19 protein-coding genes are annotated in these 21,516 nt (G+C 68.7%); 13 read left to right on the top strand and 6 right to left on the bottom strand.

The genetic code is table 11. From position 1 onward, the window contains the following. The first annotated feature begins 85 nt into the window (after positions 1-85). The gene (locus tag ACFYXB_RS19870; protein WP_389583939.1) at positions 86-1,477 is read left to right on the top strand and encodes an NAD(P)/FAD-dependent oxidoreductase; all 1,392 of its coding nucleotides are present in this window, start codon (positions 86-88) and stop codon (positions 1,475-1,477) included. A gap of 46 nt (positions 1,478-1,523) precedes the next feature. Here ACFYXB_RS19870 and ACFYXB_RS19865 read toward each other — a convergent pair whose 3' ends face one another. The 4 genes from ACFYXB_RS19865 to ACFYXB_RS19850 all read right to left on the bottom strand — a co-directional run bounded on the left by ACFYXB_RS19865 (position 1,524) and on the right by ACFYXB_RS19850 (position 6,537). Then, on the bottom strand, positions 1,524-2,975 hold the full coding sequence (locus ACFYXB_RS19865; RefSeq protein WP_389583937.1) for an alpha-amylase family glycosyl hydrolase: 1,452 nt from the start codon (positions 2,973-2,975) through the stop codon (positions 1,524-1,526). Beyond that, positions 2,972-5,659, bottom strand: a complete 2,688-nt coding sequence (locus ACFYXB_RS19860; RefSeq protein ID WP_389583935.1) for a glucosidase — start codon at positions 5,657-5,659, stop codon at positions 2,972-2,974. The genes ACFYXB_RS19865 and ACFYXB_RS19860 overlap by 4 nt, the downstream gene beginning before the upstream one ends. A gap of 24 nt (positions 5,660-5,683) precedes the next feature. Next, on the bottom strand, positions 5,684-5,995 hold the full coding sequence (locus tag ACFYXB_RS19855; protein WP_389583933.1) for a WhiB family transcriptional regulator: 312 nt from the start codon (positions 5,993-5,995) through the stop codon (positions 5,684-5,686). A gap of 68 nt (positions 5,996-6,063) precedes the next feature. Beyond that, positions 6,064-6,537, bottom strand: a complete 474-nt coding sequence (locus ACFYXB_RS19850) for a DUF1003 domain-containing protein (RefSeq protein ID WP_389583931.1) — start codon at positions 6,535-6,537, stop codon at positions 6,064-6,066. Positions 6,538-7,050: 513 nt separating this feature from the next. On the opposite strand from ACFYXB_RS19850, the gene ACFYXB_RS19845 reads away from it, so the two are divergent. From ACFYXB_RS19845 to ACFYXB_RS19815, 7 genes are all read left to right on the top strand, one after another. Beyond that, positions 7,051-7,527 (top strand): hypothetical protein, encoded by a 477-nt coding sequence (locus ACFYXB_RS19845; protein ID WP_389583928.1) that lies wholly within the window; start codon positions 7,051-7,053, stop codon positions 7,525-7,527. Positions 7,528-9,403: 1,876 nt separating this feature from the next. Continuing rightward, positions 9,404-12,292, top strand: a complete 2,889-nt coding sequence (locus ACFYXB_RS19840) for an AAA family ATPase (protein WP_389583926.1) — start codon at positions 9,404-9,406, stop codon at positions 12,290-12,292. Between the two features lie 175 nt (positions 12,293-12,467). Beyond that, positions 12,468-13,697: a PucR family transcriptional regulator gene (locus ACFYXB_RS19835; RefSeq protein ID WP_389583923.1), complete on the top strand. Its 1,230-nt coding sequence runs from the start codon at positions 12,468-12,470 to the stop codon at positions 13,695-13,697. Positions 13,698-13,856: 159 nt separating this feature from the next. Beyond that, complete coding sequence (locus ACFYXB_RS19830; protein ID WP_389583920.1) at positions 13,857-14,354, top strand: MarR family winged helix-turn-helix transcriptional regulator; 498 nt, start codon at positions 13,857-13,859, stop codon at positions 14,352-14,354. A gap of 215 nt (positions 14,355-14,569) precedes the next feature. Further along, entirely contained in the window at positions 14,570-14,725 is a 156-nt protein-coding gene (locus ACFYXB_RS19825; protein ID WP_389583917.1) for a hypothetical protein, read from the top strand. A gap of 18 nt (positions 14,726-14,743) precedes the next feature. Further along, entirely contained in the window at positions 14,744-15,808 is a 1,065-nt protein-coding gene (locus tag ACFYXB_RS19820) for an MBL fold metallo-hydrolase (protein ID WP_389583914.1), read from the top strand. A 112-nt stretch (positions 15,809-15,920) separates the two neighbouring features. Further along, positions 15,921-16,850 (top strand): oxidoreductase, encoded by a 930-nt coding sequence (locus tag ACFYXB_RS19815; protein WP_389583911.1) that lies wholly within the window; start codon positions 15,921-15,923, stop codon positions 16,848-16,850. Positions 16,851-16,940: 90 nt separating this feature from the next. Here the strand turns inward: ACFYXB_RS19815 and msrA are convergent, their stop codons facing one another. Both msrA and ACFYXB_RS19805 read right to left on the bottom strand, forming a co-directional pair. Beyond that, entirely contained in the window at positions 16,941-17,453 is a 513-nt protein-coding gene (gene msrA / locus ACFYXB_RS19810) for a peptide-methionine (S)-S-oxide reductase MsrA (protein ID WP_389583908.1), read from the bottom strand. A gap of 283 nt (positions 17,454-17,736) precedes the next feature. Continuing rightward, a complete protein-coding gene (locus tag ACFYXB_RS19805) occupies positions 17,737-18,354 on the bottom strand; it encodes a TetR/AcrR family transcriptional regulator (protein WP_389583906.1) in 618 nt (205 codons plus the stop codon). Between the two features lie 85 nt (positions 18,355-18,439). Here ACFYXB_RS19805 and ACFYXB_RS19800 point away from each other — a divergent pair, with 85 nt between their 5' ends. The 5 genes from ACFYXB_RS19800 (at position 18,440) to ACFYXB_RS19780 (ending at position 21,429) form a co-directional block, all read left to right on the top strand. Further along, complete coding sequence (locus ACFYXB_RS19800) at positions 18,440-18,820, top strand: SgcJ/EcaC family oxidoreductase (protein ID WP_389583904.1); 381 nt, start codon at positions 18,440-18,442, stop codon at positions 18,818-18,820. Positions 18,821-18,851: 31 nt separating this feature from the next. After that, entirely contained in the window at positions 18,852-19,154 is a 303-nt protein-coding gene (locus ACFYXB_RS19795) for a muconolactone Delta-isomerase family protein (protein ID WP_389583901.1), read from the top strand. A 114-nt stretch (positions 19,155-19,268) separates the two neighbouring features. Further along, on the top strand, positions 19,269-19,982 hold the full coding sequence (locus ACFYXB_RS19790) for an SDR family NAD(P)-dependent oxidoreductase (RefSeq protein ID WP_389583899.1): 714 nt from the start codon (positions 19,269-19,271) through the stop codon (positions 19,980-19,982). Between the two features lie 160 nt (positions 19,983-20,142). Next, the gene (wrbA, locus tag ACFYXB_RS19785; protein WP_389583896.1) at positions 20,143-20,751 is read left to right on the top strand and encodes an NAD(P)H:quinone oxidoreductase; all 609 of its coding nucleotides are present in this window, start codon (positions 20,143-20,145) and stop codon (positions 20,749-20,751) included. 108 nt (positions 20,752-20,859) lie between these two features. Then, a complete protein-coding gene (locus tag ACFYXB_RS19780) occupies positions 20,860-21,429 on the top strand; it encodes a CGNR zinc finger domain-containing protein (protein WP_389584139.1) in 570 nt (189 codons plus the stop codon). Positions 21,430-21,516: the final 87 nt, after the last annotated feature.

Here is a 21,516-nt window from a genome sequence, read left to right as displayed (position 1 = left end):
TCCGACAGAAGCCTCCGTATCCCGACCCGGATCACGATGGCGGCCCTCGGCCCCCTGGCCCGCTCAGCCGCTCGGAGGAACTGTCATGACCAGTCCGATCAACCCGATCCGTCCCCGTGTCCTGATCGTCGGCGGAGGCTTCGCGGGCGTCGCCTGCGCCCGTCGGCTGGAACGGGTAATGAAGGCCGACGAGGCCGACATCGTCCTGGTGACGCCGCTCGATTACGAGTTGTACCTGCCGCTGCTGCCACAGGTGGCGGCCGGGGTGCTGACACCGCAGTCGGTTGCCGTCTCGCTGCGCAGGGTGCTGCGCCGCACCCGGATCGTCCCCGGTACCGCCCTGGGTGTCGACCTCGAATCCCGGGAGTGCGTGGTGCGGCTGATCACCGATCAGGTCATCCGCGGGGGATACGACATCGTGGTGCTGGCCGGCGGAAGCGTGACGCGCTTGTTCGACATCCCCGGTGTGCCGGAACACGCCCACGGCATGAAGACCCTGGCGGAGGCCGTCGCCATGCGCGACCACGTCATCGCCCAACTCGACCTGGCCGACGCGACCGGGGACCGGGCGGAGCGGGAGGCACGGCTGCGGTTCGTCGTAGTGGGCGGCGGATACGCGGGGACCGAGACCGCCGCCTACCTCCAGCGGCTCACCGTCGCGGCGACCCACCGCTACCCGGGGCTGCGCCGGGAGCCGATCGAGTGGCACCTGGTCGATGTCTCACCGCGGCTGATGCCGGAACTGGGCCCGCGACTGGGTGACAAGGCGTTGTCACGGCTGCGGCGGCGCGGCATCGAGGTCTCTCTGGGTGTGAGCGTGGCATCGGCCGGGCCTGGCTGGGTCGAACTCACCGACGGGCGCCGGCTTCCCACCCACACCCTGGTGTGGACCGCGGGGGTCAAGGCAAGCCCGCTGGTCGCGTCGACGGGCGCGAAGACCGTACGGGGGCGGCTCGCGGTCACCGCGGAGCTGACCGTGCCGGGCCACGACGACGTGTTCGCCGTCGGGGACGCCGCCGCGGTACCCGACCTCGCCGCCGGTGGGGACGCGGTCTGCCCGCCCACCGCGCAGCACGCGCTGCGTCAGGGCAGGACGGCGGGTGACAACGTCGTCGCGCGGTTGCGCGGACGGAGCCTGAGCCAGTACCGGCACCGTGACCTCGGCCTGGTCGTAGACCTGGGCGGCCTGGGCTCCGTCGCCCGGCCACTGGGCATCCCGCTCAGCGGCCTTCCGGCACAGCTGGTGACGCGCGGCTACCACCTGCTGGCGCTGCCCACGCTCGTGGCCAGGACCCGCGTCGCCACGAACTGGATGCTGCACGCGGTGGCGGGAGACGATTTCGTCCGCACCGGATTCCTCGCCGGACAGCCGAGCACGATCCGGGCGATGGAGCATACCGATGGTTTTTCGACCACTGAGGAGGTCCATGTCACCGCCGACTCCGAGAAGCCCGCGGGGACGCAAAAGGCGTCATGACGAGGGGGGTGGCCCCGGCGGCCGAGCCGCACGGGCCACCCGTCGTCTAACGGCTCAGCGAGAGCAGGTGCCAGTGCCAGGCGTCGAGTGCGACGAACAGGCCAGGGTCGACCAGTTCGTCGCCGTCCCGTTCGTAGGCGTTCTCGCCGAGGAGTTCGGTCAGTTCGCATGACCGCCCGTGAAGGTCGGGCCAGGGCACCGGCACCCGCCCCTGGGCCGGCCGGTCGGAGTAGTTGATCACGACGAGGTACCGTTCCTGGCCGGCGGTCCAGGACCAGGCGAGCAGATTCTGGTGGGTGTCGTTGTCCGGCCAGCCCGTGCAGGTCAGCGGCCGCCAGTCGCCCTCGCGGACGGCGGCCACGGCGGCCACCAGGCGGCCGTAGAAGTCGCGCAGGGACGCGTCGGCCGGTTCCTGGGGCCGACGTGAGAGGAACACGGGCGGGCGTACGCGGCGTCCTTCGAACTGGCCCTCGTGCCACAGCGTCGCGCCGGGCAGGGTGGCGACGGCAACGGCTGCCGCGCGTTCCCGTCCGCCGGGCAGGGCGGCGGCGGCCCGGGGTTCGTCGTGGTTCTCCAGGAAACGGACGAGCCGGCGCTGGTAGGTGAGGTCGGCGCCGAGATGGGCGCGGACGGATGCGGCGTCCTCGTGGACCAGGCGGTCGTAGAGCCGCTTGTCGTAGCAGTGGTCGAATCCCTGTTCCTGGAGGGCCCATTCGAGGTCCCAGTACGCCTCCGCGACGAAGAGGATGTCGGGGTGGCGCTCCCGCACGCGCGGGATGACGTATCGCCAGAAGTCCTCCGCGGGGGCCGCTCCCGCCAGGCTGCCCCACGTCTTCGCGAACACGTCGTTCATGAGGAGCATCGCCATGTCGCAGCGCACGCCGTCCGCCTGGTCGCCGATCGCCGCCAGCGTGTCCACCGCCGCCGCCCGCAGGTCGTCGCTGAAGGCGTTCAGCTGGACGACGTCCGGCCACGGCGGGAAGTACGGGTCGCGGCCGCGCGCGTACACCTGCCCGTCCGCCTCCAGGAAGGCCTCGGGAGTGCGAGCCAGGTCGTCCGGCGTGCCCCGGACCAGGCAGCTCGGACGCTCGGTGAGCCAAGGATGGTCGGGGGCCACGTGATTGGGGACGTAGTCCAGGATCAGGCGTACACCCCGCGCGGCGAGCTCGGACCGCGCCGCGGCCAGTCCCTCGGGGCCGCCCAGGCTCTCGTCGACGACGTAGTTCCGTACGCAGTACGGGGAACCGGCGATGTCCGCCGGGGTGAGGTCGGGCAGGGCCTCGCGGAAGGAGGCGAGCAAGCGGTCGTCCCGCAGGGCGATCCTCAGTCCCGCCGGGCTGCGCTCCCACACGCCCATCAGCCATACGGTGTCCACACCCGGCCGTGCGATCTCGTCCCAGACCTCGCCGGGCACATTGCCCAGGGTGACGCGACGTCCGTATCGTTCAGTCAACTCACCCAGCCAGACCAGGGTGTTGATCTCGTAGATGACCGTCATGACAGGGGTTCCTCCCGCAGGGCGCCCCAGTCGCCGGCACCGACCAGATGGAACAGGGTGGCGGTGACCGCGGCCAGGCCGGTCCAGCCGGTCTGGTGGGAGGCGCCGAGGCCGGCGCCGGTGTCGCCGTGGAAGTACTCGTGGAACAGGATCAGGTCCTTCCAGTGCGGGTCCTCGGCGAACCTCGGCCGGGCGCCGTGCACCGGGCGGTGGCCCTCGGCGTCACGCAGGAAGGTGGAGGTGAGCCGGCCGGAGATCTCTCGCGCGACCTCGTAGAGGTTCATCCGCCGGCCTGAGCCGGTGGGGCATTCCACGGTGAAGTCGTCGCCGTGGTAGGCGTGCAGGTTCAGCAGGGCGCGGACGAGAAGGACGTTGACCGGGAACCACACCGGGCCGCGCCAGTTAGAGTTGCCCCCGAACATGCCCGAGTCGGATTCGGCCGGCAGGTAGCCGACCCCGTAGGTCTCGCCGTGTACCTCGAAGGTGTACGGGTGCGCGGCGTGATACCGCGACAGGGAGCGGATGCCGTGCGGGCCGAGGAACTCGTCCTCGTCGAGCATGCGCGACAGAATGCGCCGCAGCCGGTCCTCGTCGAACAGAGCGAACAGGTGACGCCCCGCCGCGCCCGGCCCGAGGGCGTGGTGGGAGGAGACCAGGGCTTCGACGGCCGGGTGCCTGCGCACGAACTCCTGTGCGCCCTGGACCAGTTCCGGGAAACGCTGATCCGTCCAAGCGCCGATCACGCTGGTCGCGGCGAGCGGGATCAGCCCGACCAGGGAGCGGACCTTCAGCCGGGTCGCGCTGCCGTCCGGCAGCCGCAGGACGTCGTAGAAGAAGCCGTCCTCCTCGTCCCACAGGCTCTGGTTGTCGTTGCCGATGTGGTTCATCGCGACGGTGATCCAGGCGAAGTGCTCGAACAGGGTCTGCGCGTGCTCGACGTAGACCCGGTTGCCGTCAGCCAGTTCGATGGCGATCTCCAGCAGGTTCTGGCAGTACAGGGCCATCCACGCGGTGCCGTCGGCCTGGTCGAGGTGGCCGCCGGTGGGAAGCGGGGCGCTGCGGTCGAAGACGCCGATGTTGTCGAGTCCCAGGAAGCCGCCCTGGAAGACGTTGTTGCCGTCGATGTCCTTGCGGTTGAGCCACCAGGTGAAGTTCTTCGTCAGCTTCTGGAAGGCGTTCTCCAGGAAGGCGCGGTCGCCGTGGCCCGTGCGGTGTTTCTCCAGCTCGTAGACGAAGAGGACGGCCCAGGCGTGCACCGGTGGGTTGACGTCGCCGAAGTTCCATTCGTACGCCGGGATCTGCCCGTTGGGGTGCAGGTACAAACGGCGCAGCAGCAGCTCCAACTGGGTCTTGGCGAACCCGATGTCGACCATGGACAGGGCGATGGCGTGGAAGGCGAGATCCCAGGCCGCGAACCACGGGTACTCCCAGGTGTCCGGCATCGAGATGACCTCGTCGCCCACCATGTGGTACCAGGCGCTGTTGCGGATGCGCGGATCGGCGGCGAGCGGATCGACGCCGTGCTCGGCGAGCCAGCGCTCCACGCCGAGGTAGTAGTACTGCTTGCTCCACAGCATTCCGGCGAGCGCCTGGCGCACCATGCACCGCTCGTCCTCGGCCAGGCCGTCGGGGACGACGCCCTCGAAGAACACGTCGGCCTCGGTCCGTCGTGCGTCGAGCACCGGGTGGAACTCGGCCCAGGGGTCGGCGAGTTCGGTGTCGGTCAGGCGCAGTCGTACGGTGGTGCTGTCGCCGGCGGGCACGGTGAGGACGTGATGGACGGAGGCCTTGGTACCGGTCCGCCGCGGGTTGACGGTGCCGCTGTCGCCGTGGACGACGTACTGGTCGATGCCGTCCTTGACGTACGGGGTGGTGTTCGGACTGCCGAAGATGCGCTCGTTGTTCGTGTCGTTCTCGGTGAACAGGGTCTCGGCGGCGCCCTCGAAGTAGAGCCACAGTGTGCCGAGTTCCTCGTGGTCGGCCCGGATTGCGCCGTCCGTCCGCCGCAGACCGGGCACGGCCGTGCCACCCGCCCACGACCACGTGTGCCGGAACCAGAGCGTCGGCAGCAGGTGGAGGGCGGCCTCGTCGGGGCCCCGGTTGTGCGCAGTGATCTCGATCAGCAGGTCCTCGGGGCCGGCCTTGGCGTACTCGACGAACACGTCGAAGTAGCGGTCCTCGTCGAAGACGCCGGTGTCGAGGAGTTCGTATTCGGGGTCGTGTCGGCCGCGGGCCCGGTTGACGGTCACGAGATCGTCGTACGGAAAGGCGCCCTGGGGGTACTTGTAGAGGTACTTCATGTACGAGTGGGTGGGCGTCGAGTCGAGGTGGAAGTAGTACTCCTTGACGTCCTCCCCGTGATTGCCCTCGGCGTTGGTCAGGCCGAACATCCGCTCCTTGAGGATCGGGTCCCGGCCGTTCCACAGCGCGAGTGCGAAGCACAGCCGCTGCTTGTCGTCGCTGACGCCCGCGATGCCGTCCTCGCCCCAGCGGTAGGCTCGTGAGCGGGCCTGGTCATGGGTGAAGTACGACCAGGCATCACCGTCGGCGCTGTAGTCCTCGCGTACCGTGCCCCACTGCCGCTCGCTCAGATACGGCCCCCAGCGTCGCCACTGCGCCCGCCCCGCATCGGCATCCACCAGCCGCAGCCTCTCGGCGTCCGTCCCGCCACTGTTCTCTGTCATCGCACGCCTTCCCCATGCAGCACTTCACTCGGACCCCGGCGTCTCGGACTCGGCCGCACTGACCTTGCGGGGCCGCAGCCGCCAAAGTTGTCTGCGTTCCCCCTCGGACATGCCTCCCCAGACGCCGTACGTTTCAGGACCGCTCATCGCGGTCCAGGCACAGGCCTCGATCACAGGGCAACGCCTGCAGACGGCCCGGGCCTTCTTCTCCCGCGCCCGCTTGTCGGCACCGTTCTCGCCGGGCGGGGAGAAGAAGACGGAGCTGTCCATGCCCCGGCAGCGTGCGTGCTGTTGCCAGTCCCAGTAAGCAAGGAAAGGGCGATGTCGCAGGATCATGACGCTTCCTCCGGGTGACAGGTCGATCCGGTGCAGATCATCGTCACCGCTGGGTCGGCGTCGCGGCATCAGTCGATTGGCTCATTGGCGGACGTATTCATCTTCGCCTGGTTCTGCGCGAGGAGGGTCTGCACCCCCTGTTCGACCTGCTTGGGGTCGACTCCGAGGGCATGTCCGATATGAGCCGACCACACCTCGGAGCGGATGTTGGTCTCGAAGTCCAGGTCGGCGCGGACCTTCTCACGAATCGCCTGGCGGTTCTGGCTCACCATCACAAAAGTGGACAGAAAGATCGCCTCAAGGCTGACGATCATGGTGAGCAGTCCGAAAGGGTACGGGTCCCAGACCGCGGAGCGGCCGAACAGTCCCTCGTTGAAGACGATCCAGACCGTGAACCACACCGCGTGGATATAGACGAATTGCATCGTCCCGGCAAAGGTGGTGATCGCGTCCGCGATCCGGTCCTGGGTCCCGCGCATCCGCGCGAGAACGGCCTGCTCGTTCGCAGGACGTATGTCCAACCCATTGATTCCAGGGGTCATGGCCACTCCTTGATCCGCTGCTCGCGAGAGACGCCCGCCAGCGTACGCGCGGGGCAGGTCGCCCCCTTGCGTCAATCGACTGCCTACAAGGCCGAATGCGTATCCGTACGTAGTTCATTGAGTCGATTGACCGAAGCGAGCCGGGCCGGCGCTGCGGCAGAGTGCCGGCCGTGCCGCTTTCGCCTCGCCCCGCGGGAGCGGCCACTCTCCGAAGGAGAAGGGCATGAGCATGGCCAAGTCGACGGCGAGGGCCATATGACTGCTCAGCGGTTTGGTGTCGGTGCTCCTCGGGATCGTGCTCGCCGCGCGGCCCGGCGCCGGCGAGTCACGCTCGTCTCCGTGTTCGGCGCCTTCAGCATCCTGCACGGGGCTTCGTGTTCGTAGTGCCCGCGGGGATTCGCCGTGCCACGCACACCACGAGACGACTCGCCCGATCCCACTGATTCCCCCCGGGATGCACCTCAGTACGTCCCGTCATCGAACAGCACACATCCGTCAAGGAAGGGATGCACCATGTCAGACCCGACGCCGCAGAAGAACCAGGTGCCTGGCACAACCCCGGACGGCCCGGCCAGCCGCCTCGCCGAGCTCTCGCAGAAGGCCCAGGAAGCGCAGCGGACCGTGGCAGCAAGTGTCGCGCAGGACCGGCAGAAGCTGTCCGCCGCGGTGGCCGACGCAAAGGACAAGGCCGAGCAGGGCGCGCAGAGGCTGCAGGCGAGTGGGCAACGGGCGAAGGCGAATGTCGCCGGAACCTGGAACCAGGTGCAGACTTCCTGGCAGGCGCATGTGGACTCGGTCCGCGAGAGGCTGGACGAACGTAAGGCGGAGCGCGATGTGAAGCGTCTGCAGAACGCCGCCGACGATGCCGAGGAGTACGCCGCCGACGCCATCGACTTCGCGATCGCGGCCGTCCAGGAGGCCGAGTACGCCTCGCTGGACGCGGTTCTGGCAAGGGCGGAGGCGGACGAAGCGGCCGACGCAGCAAAGTAGTCGTTTCTGACGCGCCTGCGGGTGCGAGCGGCTGAACGGCCGGGGCAGCGGGTCGTGGGACAGCGCCCACGACCGGCTGCCTGTTGACCGGCTGGTACGGCGAGGTGTCGCCTCCGGCCCGATCGCCCCGCAGCAGTCCCGACGGTGATTCGGTGGTGGCGCGCCAGGATGCGGAAGGCGTGGAGCACGCGCAGCCGGTTGGCCAGGGGCCTGACCCCGGACCGGTCCAGCAGGGTGCCCGGGATCAGAGCGACCGCGTAGAGCGCCGGCCACCCGCCCCGCGACGAGAAGGTCCACAGGGGCGTGCGGCTCGGCGTGCTCATCCGCCACCACCATGCAGCCGAGCTCCGCAGTCTGCGCGGCGGGATCGCCGTCAGTCACTCGCTCAGGAAGTCGGCCCGACATCTGTGTTGGCGGTAACGGGGGTCACCCGCGCTGGCCCTGGCCTTCGAGCCGACGTTCTTCGAGCGGCTGAACGAAAGTGCAGGGTGGGGGGAAGCGGCGTTCGACGGAGCGCCGACGCGACCGCGGGGATCGTTCAAGAGCATGCCCAGCCCGCCGCGCCGATCCTTGGCGATGCCTGTGCGCGCGTCGTCGGAACGCGAATACGGCCGTGATCGGATGATTTGACCCAAGATTCGCGCAGCCGCACGGCGACCGCCCGGAGTGCGGGCGACCGTACTGCAGTTCGGTTACCGCTCCGGGCGTCGCCCGAGCCGAGGACCGGCCTCGCGCAGGGAAGCACCATGGCCGCATCAACCATCGGTTTCCCGGCGAGATCCGGATGGGCCGATGCCCAGCGCGCCTGATGCCGCGCGATCAGTTCGCGGCCGCAGCGCCGGGCGGTGGGTTGATGTGCCCGACGCGACGCGGTAGGACGAACGGGAATCCGTCTACCAGGCCTCTGCTCCGTCGGCTGTGTCACCGCACCCGGCGCTCCGGCCGCCGAGTGCTCATGATCAGCTCGTGTGGGGCGAGGCCCGCTCTGCGCGGCGCCGTAGCGTCACGAGGTCTCTGAAGCTGCTGCGCTGACGCTGGGCGTCAGGGGAGCCATTGCGGCGTCCGCTCACGCATTTCATTGGCGTCTGGCGGAGATGTCCAGAATCCCCGGTCGGATGCCTCGCGGCGACGGTGTGGCCAGTCACTGCCGTTGGAGCCGATTGCTGTGGCCAGGAACATGGACCACCGTTCCTCAATCAGTGACGATCTCGCTATCGATGTGAAGCGGACGTTCGGCCACGTGGAGACGGCAAGCCTTCTCCCGTGCCGCTTCGACATCGTCCGTGGTTCCCGGTTGCTCCATGTTTGGCGTGCACGCAGGGGGTTCGGCGACAGCACTTTCCGTTCCACCTGCTGTGGGGTGCGCGTGTTGCAGGGCTATGTCTATCCGCGGTCGCCGCGAGGGCAACCGAACCTGACCCCTGTTCCGCCATGGCTCTACTTCGGTGACATCGTTGTCAGCGGGCCGCCGGAACCAGGTCCCGGCACCGCAGGGACTCGGGCAGTCAGATGCGGCTCACCCCCGCGACAAGTCGGCGGACCGGCGCTGTCGCCGGGCGGGGGTCGCCGCCGTGCGAGTCCGAGGGCGAAAGAGGCCATGTCGGTACGGGGTGCCGGTCCGACCATCCACGAGAAACCTGCAGGAGGTCAGTGTCAGCGAGGGTCGGCGCCGTGGTCCCCACGCGGTCGCATTCGGCGGACTTCGGATAGTCGGGGGCCCCGATTCCCCGCCGTCGTCAGGTTCATCACGGCGGGCGACGCAGCCGAGCCCGGTGGCCGCGCCTTGATCGTCGCAGATTGCATGAATAGTAGAGGAAGCTCTTTCTTGTCAACCCATCACGATTTTTCCGGCAAGCAGCTTGATAGCGGGAAGTCGGTGAGTTCACGGCCTGGAGTGGACCTGGCCGGGCGCACGGCCGAGTTGGAACTGATCGACTCGCTGTTCATCAGGAACGATCCGAGCGGCCCCGGCGTGCTGCTGCGCGGGGACCCGGGGGTGGGAAAGACGGCGCTGCTGACTGCCGCGGCGGCCCGGGCCGCAGACGTCGGAATGCGAGTACTGCGCGCCTCCGCCGTGGAGTTCGAGGCCGAGATGAATTTCTCGGCGCTGCATCAGTTGCTCTACCCGCTGCGCCATCACGCTGGTCGGCTCCCCGACCACCATCGCGACGTCCTCGACCAGATCCTCGGCCTCGCGCCGGGACCCTCGCCGGACCCGCTGGTCGCCTCGACGGCCCTGCTCGCCCTGCTCAGCGACATCGCAACCGAACGTCCGCTGCTGCTGATCGTCGACAACGTGCAGTGGGTCGACCGCGCCAGCGCGACCGCGCTGGGGTTCGCCGCCCGCCGTATCGACGGCACCCTCATCGCCTTCCTGGCCGCCAGCCGGACCGGGGAGGACGGCTTCGTCCACCACATCCGGCTGTATGAGCGCATGATCGGCCCGCTGGCCGAGCAGCCGGCGGCCACGCTGCTGGACGCCCGATGGCCGGGACTGGCGCCTGCAGTACGGCGGCGGCTGCTCGCCGAAGCCGCCGGTAACCCGCTGGCACTGGTGGAGTTGCCCACGGCACTGACCGACCGACAGCGCTTCGGCCAGGACCCACTGCCCGCCTTCCTGCCTCTTTCCGGGCGGCTGGAGGAGACCTTCGCCGCTGCCGCCCGAAAGCTGCCCGCACCCACCCGGAAGCTGCTGTTGCTGGCCGCACTGGACGCCGAGTCCGACTTGACCACCCTGCAGACGGCCGCACAGGGCTCCGCGGACGGCGACGACCTCGCCCCGGCGCTGCAGGCCACCGTGGTCCATGTCGAGACGGCCGCCGGTCACCTGTCGTTTCGCCATCCCCTGATCCGCACGGCGATCTTGCGCGCGGCACTACCGGGTGAACGACGGGCCGCGCACCAGGCCATGGCAGCGGCCCTGGCCGACAAGCCCGAGCGCCGTGCATGGCATCTGGCCGAGGCTGCGACCGGACCCGACGAGGCGGTGGCCCGGGCGCTGGAGGAAGCAGTCCTGTCCGCCTGGCGGCGCGGCAATCTGTCCGGCGCCACGGCCCGGGCGTCGGACGGGGCGGCCGTCTTCGACCGGCGGCGCTCCGGTGCGTCCGCCGCGGTGGCCGCGCTCATGCGGGCCGGTGAACTCAGCCCGCATCCGGGCGACCGGTCCCGCCGACTGGTCGAGGCCGCCTACCTCGCGACCGACACCGGTCAACTCGAAGACGTTTCACGGCTGTTGGCCGATGCCGGGCAGGCACTTGACACGCCGACCGGGCTGGTCTTCGTCGCCACCGCCCACCTCCTCACCAACGATGAGGGCGATGTCGATGCCGCATACCGGCTCCTGGCCCGGGCGCTCGACGACAACACCGACACCGCCAAGAACCACAACTGGGACGACTGCGGCATCCTGTACGCGCTGCTGCTCGTCAGCCTCTACACCCTCCGCCCCGAGCCGTGGCAGCTCTTCAAGACCGCAATGGCCCGGTTCGAACCGGCTGCAGTAACACCGTTCAGACTGTGCTACGACGCGTACATCGACCCCACTCGCGCCTCCGATGCGGTGCGGAAGGGCCTCGCCGACGCCTTCGCGGCACTGCCTGCCGACGCGGCACCCTGGGAGGTGATCCCCCTGGCCTTCGCGGCGGTCGCGATGGACACCCTGTCCGACTACAGGTACCTGGTCCTTCGCATGATCGAACGGGAACGCGACGGCGGCGCGATCGCCATGGTCATTCCCGCTCTGACGCTGCTGTCCCACGACTCCTACGTCCACGGACAGTGGGACGAGGCCGAGAGCCGGGCACAGGAGGGACTGGACCTGGCAGCGATCTACGGCTATCACTTCTGGGAGCGCCAGATTCGGGCCCTTCTGGCATCAGGCGCCGCTCTGCGCGGCGACGTGGACCTCGCCCGGACCCGCAGCGAGGAGACCACGACCTGGGCGGCGCCCCGCGGCATCGAGGTGACGGAGGCCATCGCCCGGGCTGCTCGCAACATCGCGGCCATGGGCCAAGGCGATTACGAGGAGGCCCACGTCCAGGTGGCAAGGATCGACCCACCGGGCGCACCGAGCTCCGGTATCCCGGGCCGGTGGAAGGTCCTGGACCTGGTTGAGGCGGCGGTCCGCACCGGCCGCATGGACCAGGCCCGCGCCCACGTCGCCGCCGCACAAGAGGCAGGCATCCACCGCATCTCCCCCCGCATCGCGATGATCACCGCCGGGGCCGCGGCTGTGGCTGCCGACGAGAACGAAGCCGGCCCACTGTTCGAGGCAGCCCTGTCCCTGCCCCAAGCGGCCCGCTGGCCATGGGAACACGCGCGCATCCAACTCGCCTACGGACAGTGGCTTCGCCGCACCCGCGACCCCCGCGCCCGCCTGTATCTGAGCGCCGCCCTCGAAACCTTCGACCGGATCGGCGCCAAAGCCATGGCCCAGCGGGCCCGTAACGAGCTACGCGCTACTGGCGTTGCCACCACCGGGCCCGACGCACCGACAGCCGCATTGACCGTGCAGGAACGGCAGATCGCCGAGCTGGCGGCCATGGGCCTGACCAACAAGCAGATCGGAGAACGGCTGTTCCTGTCCCACCGCACGGTCGGCTCCCATCTGCACCGGCTGTATCCCAAGCTTGGTATCACCTCACGCGCCGCGCTCCGCGCCGCCCTGGAGCCGATGGCACCCGTCGAGGACGACCAGGGCTCACAGTCGGCGTCCCTCACCGAAGACCAGGAAGGCCTGCCATCGCGTTCGGCCACGCATGACTGAACTTTGCGACCATGCCCGCCCGCAGCGTTGCAGCGTGGCCCAGGGCGCCAGCCGGCCACGGGCGGCCCGTAGTGCCTTGGGCCCAGCGAGGCGGCGGCGCCGTACCAGGGCGCGGGCTGCCGCTCCGGCGGTACTGTGGAAACAGGATCCCCTGATCGGCGAGCCGGAGAAGACATTGGTCGACAAGGAGGTCAACGCCCTGGCGACCGTGCTCCTCGAACGCGTCGGGGAGCTGGCGAAGGAGATGGCGGCGCGGATCCGCGCCGGCTCGCGGGACTACCACTACGACGTGGTGCCCGCGGAGGAGCTGGAGGAGACTTGCCGGACCCACCTCGGCAACGCACTCCGGGCACTGACCGGACAAGTGCCTGTGGACACCGAGGCCGCGGCCCGCATCGGCCGCCGACGCGCCCTGCAGAATGTGCCGCTTCCCGCCGTGATGACGGCCTACCGCATCGGCGTGAAGTACTTCTGGGAGACAGTGGTCGCCGAAGCCACCACAAACCCCCTGGTGGGGAGCGACATGCTGGTCGCGGCGGCCTCGGCCATGTGGGTGCTCCAGGACGGCATCACCGAGGCCATGGTCTCCGGATACCACGACGCGGTGGCCGAGCGGCTCCTCGCCCATGAGCATGAGCGTTCGGCGCTGGTGGAGGCGCTGCTGGAGGGCAGGAGCATGGACGCCGACGCCGTGTGGTCCGCGGCGGAGGTCCTGGGCATGCCGCGCAAAGGTCCGTTCACCGTGGTCGCCGCAGAGGTACCGCACATCGGTCGGCAGGCCCTGCCGGAGGTTGCGACCCTCCTGAGTCGGCGCGGCATCCGGTCCGCCTGGCGGCTGCGCCCCGACATCCAGCTCGGCATTGTGTACCTGCGTACCCCGCAGGACCTGGATGACCTCGCCGAGGTGTTGCGGCAGCACGCGGAGCAGCGGGTGGGGGTCAGTCCCTCCTATGACGACCTGTGCCTCACGGGGGACGCCCTGCGCTTCGCCAAGGTCGCCATGCGCGGCGGTGACGCGGAGAGCGGCGCTGTGACCGTCTTCGACGAGTCACCGGTCGCGGTCGCGGCAGCCGGCGCACCCGACGTCATGGCCCGCGTCGCCACCAACGTCCTCGGTCCGATCGAGGCCCTGCCGGTCGGCGAACGCGAATTGCTGCTGGACACGCTGGACGTCTGGTTCAGGAGCGGCGGATCCGCCGAGGAGGCCGCCAAGTGTCTGTACGTTCACCCCAACACAGTGCGCCTGCGGCTACGCCGTATCGCCGAGCGCACCGGCCGCTCCCTTGCCGATCCCCGCGGCATCAGCGAACTCTCCCTCGCACTGCGCGCCGTGCGGCAGACACCGAAGTCCCCGTCCTCGGAGTCGACCGGCACCACAGGGACCACGACGACAGCGGACAGCTGAACCGATCGGCACCACGGCCGAGTCGACCCGAGGAAACCGCAGAAGCGTCTTTGACGTTTCCACGACAGATCACATGAAGGTTCAAATGATTCGGGCGGGGGTGAGCACGGCGGCACTGCCCACCCCCGTCCGCGGCAGCGAGGCTGGTACGCTCTCGAAATGACCATCCCCGACAGGTCACAGCAGGCGGAGGAGCACGCCGACTTGTGGCTTACGCCGGCCGAACTGGCGTCATGGATGTCGGTGGTACGCCTGATCACCCGGCTTCCCTGGGCGCTCGACGCTCAGCTGCAGCGCGACGCAGAGCTGAGCATGGCCGAATACATGACCATGGCAATGCTGGCCGAGGCCCCCGAGTGGACCTTGCGCATGAGTGCGTTGGCCGAGCACGTCAGTTCGTCGCTGTCCCGGCTGTCGCACCTGGCGAAACGACTGGAAAGTCGTGGCTACATCCGGCGCGAACCGGATCCGAGCGACGGACGCTTCACCAATGCCATCCTCCTCCCCGACGGGATGAGGAAGTTGGAATCGGCCGCGCCCGGTCACGTGGCTTGCGTCCGCCACCTCGTGGTGGACAACCTGTCCGGTGAGCGCCTGCGCCGACTCGGTCAGGATGCCGAGCGCATCCTGCAGCGCATCGACTCGCCCGTACGCTGAGCGCACCCGGTCGACGCACGTCGTAAGTGCCTCGTCCCGGGATTCCGCGGCGGCGGCCGCACCCGGCACACATGCACGCGGCCTCCAGAGGCGCGCCACCGACAGCAGCCTTGCGCGCCGTGATGACTTGAGTGTTAAAGTGATGGGGTGCGAGGGAGTGAACCCCCCTGCGCCGGCACGTCTCCGCCCGCCCGAGGGCCCAGCCGTCCGGCGACATGGCGGTCCACAGCCTGAGCAAGGCGGCGCCGAGCCACCTGATCCTCGTACTCGAGCTGCGGCCCCAGAGCATCCAGGTGCACGCGGTCGCACCGCAGCCGCTCGACAGCCCCGGGACCCGGGCCGCCTTCCCGCACGACCCGATCAAACCGTAACGAAAGGCAGTTGAGACCATGTCACCCGATTCGGCAGCGAACCGCCGTTCATTCCTCACGCGTTCGGCGAAGGTCGCGGCCATCCCGGCGATCGCAACACTGGCCGGTGGCGCTCTCGCCCAGCCGGCCTCGGCCGACGCCACCGACCTGCCGGACTACGCCCCGATCCCGCCCTCGGCGCTCGGCCCCGCAGTCAACGCCCAGGGCTACTACGTCGGACGGATCGAGCGCAATCTGTACTGGGTGACCGACGGCACCTACCAGGCGGCGTTCCTGACCACGCAGGAAGGCGTCGTACTGTTCGACGCGCCCCCGACCATCGGGCACAACCTGCAGCGCGCCATCGACGAGATCGCGGGCGCCAACGGCGTGTCCAACAAGGTCACCCACATCGTGTACTCGCACCACCACGCCGACCACCTCGGGGCTTCTTCCCTGTTCGGCCGCCACGTGGAGCGGATCGGTCACGCCGAGACGCGCCGACTGCTGCTGCGCGACAACGACCCGGCCCGCCCGGCGCCGGATGTCACTTTCACCAATCGCAAGACCCTGTACATCGGCGGCGAGCGCATCGAACTGGCCTACCAGGGCACCAACCACACCCCCGACAACATCTACATCCACCTCCCCGAGCACGACACACTGATGCTCGTCGACGTCAACCTGCCGGGGTGGGTGCCGTTCTACGACTTCAACCTGAACGAGGACATACCCGGCTCCATCGCCGCGCCGGCCAAGGCTCTCGCCTACCCGTGGAAGCACTACGTCGGTGGCCACATGGGCCGACTCGGCACCCGCGAAGACATGGTCGTCTACCAGCAGTACGTCACCGACATCGTCGACAACGTCAAGATCGCGATGAACACAGTCGACCCGACCCCCTACTTCACCAAGTACGGCAACAACGCCTGGGCCGGAGTCAAGACCTACCTGGACGCAGTCGCCAACTACGCGGCAGACCCCGTTATCAAGAAGTACACCGGTGTCCTCGCCGCTGCCGACGTCTTCACCGCCAGCAACGCGTTCATCATCCTCGAATCCATACGCCTCGACCTCGGCTACGGATCGCAGGTTCACGACTGACCCGCAGGCAGGGCGATCAACGACCGATCCCGCATCGCCCTGGACGCTGTGGCCGCGCCCGGATCCGGGCCCACATTTACGGATCCGGGCGGGCCCGCCAGGACGAGCACACATGAACGAACCGAGTCCGACCACAGGAGGCACCATGTCGGACCACACCCAAGCCATCGAACCCGCAGGGTCGTTCACTCTCGGCTCCTGGCGAGTACGCCGGGTCGGATACGGCGCGATGCAACTGGCAGGCGACAACGTCTTCGGGCCGCCACGAGACCGAGACGAAGCGCTGCGCGTGTTGCGCGCCGCCGTCGAGAACGGGGTCAACCACATCGACACCGCTCAGTACTACGGCCCGGGCATCGTGAACGAGCTCATCCGCGAAGCGCTGTACCCGTACCCGGCCGACTTGGCGATCGTGAGCAAGGTGGCCGCCCGCCGCGACGCCGTAGGCGCGGTCCTGCCGTTCGATGAACCGCACCAGCTTCGCCAGGGCATCGAAGACAACCTTGCCACCCTCGGCATCAGCCGCCTGGCAGCGGTGAATCTGCGCCTGATGGCCCCGTCCGCTCCGGGCAAGCGGTTCGACCTCCAGCTGGCAGCCCTCATCCGGGCCCGCGAGGAGGGCTTGATCGACGGCATCGGCCTCAGCAACATCTCGAGGGAACAACTGCTGCGAGCGGTCGACCAGACCGAGATCGTCTGCGTCCAGAACCTCTTCAACCTCGCGGATCAAAGCTCTCTGGACGTGCTTGAGGAGTGCACCGACCGAGGAATCGCGTTCGTTCCTTTCTGTCCCCTCGGGTGGCCGCGGGGTGTCCAGAACCAGATCCTGACAAGCCCTGTGCTCGCCGCGCTGGGGGCAAGGATGCAAGCGACCCCTGCGCAGATCGCACTCGCCTGGCTCCTGGACCTCGCGCCGAATGTCCTTCTCATCCCCGGAACCCGCACGCGCGCGCATCTGACCGAGAATCTCGACGCCGCCGCTGTGAAGCTCGACGAGGCCTCCCGAGCGGAGCTGGCCAGGAACTTTCCGACTGCGCGATGATCCGATTCGAGTTGGCCACGGCCGCCGCCCCCGGCCCAGGTCAGCAGCGGGCGCGGCGGCCGTGGCCGCCGTCGCACCGCGTGCCGGCCGTCAGTCCTTGGCGCGGGCGGGCAGGCGCCAGTTGGGGCGCGGGAAGTGGCAGGTGTAGCCGTCGGGGTAACGCTCCAGGTAGTCCTGGTGCTCGGGCTCGGCCTCCCAGAAGGGGCCGACCGGCTCGACCTCGGTGACGACCTTGCCGGGCCACAGGCCTGAGGCGTCCACATCCGCGATGGTGTCCTCGGCGACCCGCTTCTGCTCGTCGTCCGCGTAGTAGATCGCCGAGCGGTAGCTGAGGCCTATGTCGTTGCCCTGGCGGTTCTTCGTCGTCGGGTCGTGAATCTGGAAGAAGAACTCCAGGAGCGCGCGGTAGTCGGTCCGCTCGGGGTCGTACAGGATCTCGATCGCCTCGGCGTGCGTGCCGTGGTTGCGGTACGTCGCGTTCGGCACGTCACCCCCGGTGTAGCCGACCCGGGTCGCCGTGACCCCCGGCTGCCTGCGGACCAGGTCCTGCATGCCCCAGAAGCATCCGCCCGCCAGAACGGCCCGTTGTGTCTGTTCTGCCATCTCAGTCCTCCGTGTCGGTTCTGTCGTCCGGTCGGGCCGTCCCCGTGGGACCGGCCGGACCGGGAGCCGTCTGCTGGTGTCCATTCTCCTCGCCGCCGGTGTACGTCGTTGTTGTCAGCGTTCCGGAAGGCGCATCGGCGTCGCTCCTGCATGATGCCTGTTCGTCACCTTCTTGACTGGTGATGATTCTGGAGCGTCGTACGTCACCCGTCAAGGCAGTGGCGAGCGGTGTGGAGTTGGTCACCAGTTGAGCCGGTGATGAATGTACTCGTCGGGGCCGGAATCACGCGTCGGCTGTTGCCTGCGCTGCAGGGATCCCCAGCAGCGACAGGGCGCTGGTCCACAGGGTGCCGATCAGGGACGTGTTGTTGTAGAGCTTGGCGAAAAGCACCTGGCCCTCGAGTTGCGCGACTATCGACCGCGCGGCTTCGCGGGGATCCGTGACGGTCACCTCGCCCCGCCCGGCGGCCTCCGTGATGAGCTCGGTGACCATGTCGACCTGAGCCTCGAAAATCTGCTGCAGCCGCTCGCGGATGGCCTCGGTCTGGTTGCTCATCTCCAGGGTGAGGTTGCCGAACATGCAGCCCGATACCGTGCCGCAGCTCTGCTGCCCCGCCGTCTGGGTGGCCTCCGTCGCCTCGAACAGTTGCCGCAGTCGCTCCAGCGGCTCCGCGTCGCTCTTCAGAATCCGGGTCCACTCGCGGCGCTGGGCCGCCCAGTGTTCGTCGATGACCGTCAGTGCCAGCGCTTCCTTGGACTCGAAGAAGTGGTAGAAGCTGCCCTTGGGCACGCCGGCCGCCTTGCAGATCTCGGCCACGCCCAGGGCCGAGTAGCCCCGGAGCTCGATGAGTGACTCCGCGGCGCTGATGATCTTCTCTTTGGCATCACTGGTCCGGCCCATGACAGCAAGTATACGACCGCTCGGCTACTGTTTTACTAGACCGGTCGGCTAGAGTGGTCGACATCCCACAGGAAGGCTCATCATCATGATCAACGACCCGTCGGACACCCCCATGCGTGAGGTGCTGGACCGCTGGAAGGCCGCCTTCGACGGCCACCGGACGGACGCCATGGCCGGGCTGTTCACCCCCGACGCGCTCTTCCAGGGGTTCGGGCCCGAGACGCTCTCCGGTCGGGAAGCCGTGCGCGACTACTACGAGGCCGTCCCGACCCACCGTGCCGCCCGTGTCGGGACCGTCCAGGAGTACCGGATCGGCGAGGACGTGACGGGCGGTTTCGCCGACGTCACATTCCATGACCCGGACGGCTGGGAGGCGCCCGTGCACCTGTCGCTGGTGCTGCTGCGCGAGGGCGGCGACTGGCGGATTCGTCAGTACCACGTCTCCCGGGTGTCCGCCGAGCACTGAAACCGCGAGAGACGCGGAGAACGGAGAAGCCATGAAGGAGTTTCTGGTCGAGCTCACCACCACCGTCCCGGAGGGCGCCGACCCCGCCGAGGTCGATCGCCGTCGTGCCGCCGAGGCCGTACGGGCCAAGGAGTTGGCCGCCGTCGGCCGTCTGGTCAGGCTGTGGCGCCCGGTGGGCGAGCTGCGCAGCATCGGGCTGTGGCGCGCCGCCGACGAGTCGGAGCTGTACGAGAAGGTGCTCGGCACGCTGCCCCTGTGGCCCTGGATGGCCGCTGCGGTGACGGCCGTGCAGTCGCACCCCAATGATCCGGGTCGGAACAGCGCCACGATCTGACCGGCATCGCTACTCCGCCCGTTTTATCTGCTTTGGTAGTCTTTGGACTTGTCGATTATATTAGGCGACCGGTCGTCTAGTACGACGCCACTCCATCCAACGAAGAAGGTCATCATGAGCACTCACGGTCCGAAGGTCGCGGTCATCACCGGGGCCTCCCAGGGCATCGGCGCCGGACTGGTCGCCGCCTACCGCAAGCTCGGCTACGCCGTGGTCGCCACCTCGCGCACTATCGCCGAGTCGCAGGACCCCGAGGTCCTCACCGTCCAGGGCGACATCGCCGACCGCGCAACCGCCGAACGGGTCATCGCCTCGGCCGTCGAGCGGTTCGGCCGCGTCGACACCCTGGTGAACAACGCCGGCGTCTTCGTCGCCAAGCCCTTCACCGACTACACCGAGGACGACTACAGGCGCGTGCTCGGCGTCAACGTGGACGGGTTCTTCCGGATCACCCAGCTCGCGATCGAGCGGATGCTCGAGCAGGGCGGCGGACACGTCGTGCAGATCACCAGTGTCCTGGCCGACCGGGCGGACTCCCGCGTCACCTCGGTGCTCGCCTCGCTGACCAAGGGGGGCCTGCAGTCCGCCACCAAGGCCCTGGCCATCGAGTACGCAACCCGCGGCATCCGCAGCAACGCCGTGTCCCTGGGGACCATCAAGACCCCCATGCACCCGGAGGAGTCCCACGAGGCCCTGGCGGCGCTGCATCCGGTCAACCGCCTCGGTGAGATCAGCGACATCGTCGACGCGGTGATCTACCTCGAGAACGCACCCTTCGTCACCGGCGAGATCCTCCACGTCGACGGCGGCGTGAGCGCAGGCCAGTAAGTCGCGGTCGATGTGACCGGAGCGACTTTGACATATACTCGACCGGTCGTCTAGTTTTATATTCGGAGATAGGCGACCGGTCGTCTAGTACGCGAAAACCGGTCCACGGCCATCTGCTCCCCAGTACCTCCACAAACCCGCACAACGAACCGGAGACCCTGTGTCCACCCCCGTAAAGCTCGCAATCGTCTACTACTCCTCGACCGGCACCATCACCGAGGTTGCCGGAGCGCTGCGCGACTCGGCCGTGAAGGCCGGTGCCGAGGTCCGGCTGCTGAAAACCGCCGAACTCGCCCCGCAGGCCGCGATCGACTCCACCCCGGCGTGGGCCGCCAACCACGCCGCCACCGCGGAGGTCCCCGAGGCCACACCCGCCGACGTCGAGTGGGCCGACGCCGTGATCTTCGGTACCCCGACCCGCTTCGGCAACGTCTCCTCTCAGCTGAAGCAGTTCATCGACACGCTGGGCGGCCTGTGGGCCCAGGGCAAGCTGGCGGACAAGGTCTACAGCGGCTTCGTCTCCACGTCGACCGCGCACGCCGGCCAGGAGTCCACTCTGCTCGCGCTCTACAACTCGGTCCATCACTTCGGCGGCATCGTCGTGTCGCCCGGCTTCACCGACCCGGCGAAGTTCGTGGACGGCAACCCGTACGGCACCTCGCATGTGGACGGCCAGCTCAGCAACCCCGTCGACGACACCACTCGTGCCGCCGCCCGGGTCCAGGCCGAGCGCGTCGTGCGGATAGCCGCGCAGCTCAAGGCCGCCTGACCGACTGCCGACGGCCAGCGTGGGGCGGGCCGTCGGTACGCTGTTCCCGGATGAGGACGCCCCGCGCTTCTTGCCTGCATCTTCGTCACCTGTCAGAATGGTGACATGATGCACGCATTCCCCTGTGGCACCCCTGCGCTCGACTTCGTGGGGACGCTGCGCGCGCGGCGCAACGACGAGCCGCGCGAGATGCTCACGACGCCGGAGAGCCTGGACGCCTGGTTCCGTGAGTCCGGACTCGTGGACGGTGAGACGCACTGCGAGCCGTCCGACGTGACGGAGGCCGTGGCCTTCCGGGAGGCGGTCTACACGCTGGTCTCCGGCAGCCTGGCCGGCAAGGACCACGACGCCGACGCGATCGCCCTGGTCAACCTCACGGCACGCGAACCGTCCGCGATCCCGCAGCTCACCCCGGCCGGGCGGCGCGTCGAGGCCACGCCGCGGCAGGCGCTCTCCTCGCTCGCCCGAGAGGTCATCCACATTCTCAGCGGCCCGGAGGGCACGCTGCTCAAGGAGTGCGGCAGGCCGGAGTGCACGCAGATCTACATCGACCGCTCACACGGATCCCGGCGGGAGTGGTGTGCCATGGAGACCTGCGGCAACAGGATGAAGGCGGCGGCCTACCGGGCCCGTAAGCGGGCGGCCGAGCCGCGCAAGTCCGCCTCCGCGCGCCCGTAGCGGACCGTCAGTTCTCCCTGTCCGAGGGCAGAGCGGGGGCGTAGGGGCGGAGTGCACGCCGATGCGAGAAGACCGCCGCCTCCCGGG

The sequence above is a fragment of the Streptomyces sp. NPDC002619 genome (assembly GCF_042889305.1).
Taxonomy (GTDB): domain Bacteria; phylum Actinomycetota; class Actinomycetes; order Streptomycetales; family Streptomycetaceae; genus Streptomyces.
The sequence above is the reverse complement of the archived record's forward strand: the minus strand, read 5'-3'. Positions and strand labels throughout refer to the sequence as shown.

Bases quoted from the DNA above. Each gene is read 5' to 3' on its own strand.
- ACFYXB_RS19870 (WP_389583939.1), top strand. From the start codon at position 86: ATGACCAGTCCGATCAACCCGATCCGTCCCCGTGTCCTGATCGTCGGC.
- ACFYXB_RS19865 (WP_389583937.1), bottom strand. From the start codon at position 2,975: ATGACGGTCATCTACGAGATCAACACCCTGGTCTGGCTGGGTGAGTTG.
- ACFYXB_RS19860 (WP_389583935.1), bottom strand. From the start codon at position 5,659: ATGACAGAGAACAGTGGCGGGACGGACGCCGAGAGGCTGCGGCTGGTG.
- ACFYXB_RS19855 (WP_389583933.1), bottom strand. From the start codon at position 5,995: ATGATCCTGCGACATCGCCCTTTCCTTGCTTACTGGGACTGGCAACAG.
- ACFYXB_RS19850 (WP_389583931.1), bottom strand. From the start codon at position 6,537: ATGACCCCTGGAATCAATGGGTTGGACATACGTCCTGCGAACGAGCAG.
- ACFYXB_RS19845 (WP_389583928.1), top strand. From the start codon at position 7,051: ATGTCAGACCCGACGCCGCAGAAGAACCAGGTGCCTGGCACAACCCCG.
- ACFYXB_RS19830 (WP_389583920.1), top strand. From the start codon at position 13,857: ATGACCATCCCCGACAGGTCACAGCAGGCGGAGGAGCACGCCGACTTG.
- ACFYXB_RS19825 (WP_389583917.1), top strand. From the start codon at position 14,570: ATGGCGGTCCACAGCCTGAGCAAGGCGGCGCCGAGCCACCTGATCCTC.
- ACFYXB_RS19820 (WP_389583914.1), top strand. From the start codon at position 14,744: ATGTCACCCGATTCGGCAGCGAACCGCCGTTCATTCCTCACGCGTTCG.
- ACFYXB_RS19815 (WP_389583911.1), top strand. From the start codon at position 15,921: ATGAACGAACCGAGTCCGACCACAGGAGGCACCATGTCGGACCACACC.
- msrA (WP_389583908.1), bottom strand. From the start codon at position 17,453: ATGGCAGAACAGACACAACGGGCCGTTCTGGCGGGCGGATGCTTCTGG.
- ACFYXB_RS19805 (WP_389583906.1), bottom strand. From the start codon at position 18,354: ATGGGCCGGACCAGTGATGCCAAAGAGAAGATCATCAGCGCCGCGGAG.
- ACFYXB_RS19800 (WP_389583904.1), top strand. From the start codon at position 18,440: ATGATCAACGACCCGTCGGACACCCCCATGCGTGAGGTGCTGGACCGC.
- ACFYXB_RS19795 (WP_389583901.1), top strand. From the start codon at position 18,852: ATGAAGGAGTTTCTGGTCGAGCTCACCACCACCGTCCCGGAGGGCGCC.
- ACFYXB_RS19790 (WP_389583899.1), top strand. From the start codon at position 19,269: ATGAGCACTCACGGTCCGAAGGTCGCGGTCATCACCGGGGCCTCCCAG.
- ACFYXB_RS19780 (WP_389584139.1), top strand. From the start codon at position 20,860: ATGCACGCATTCCCCTGTGGCACCCCTGCGCTCGACTTCGTGGGGACG.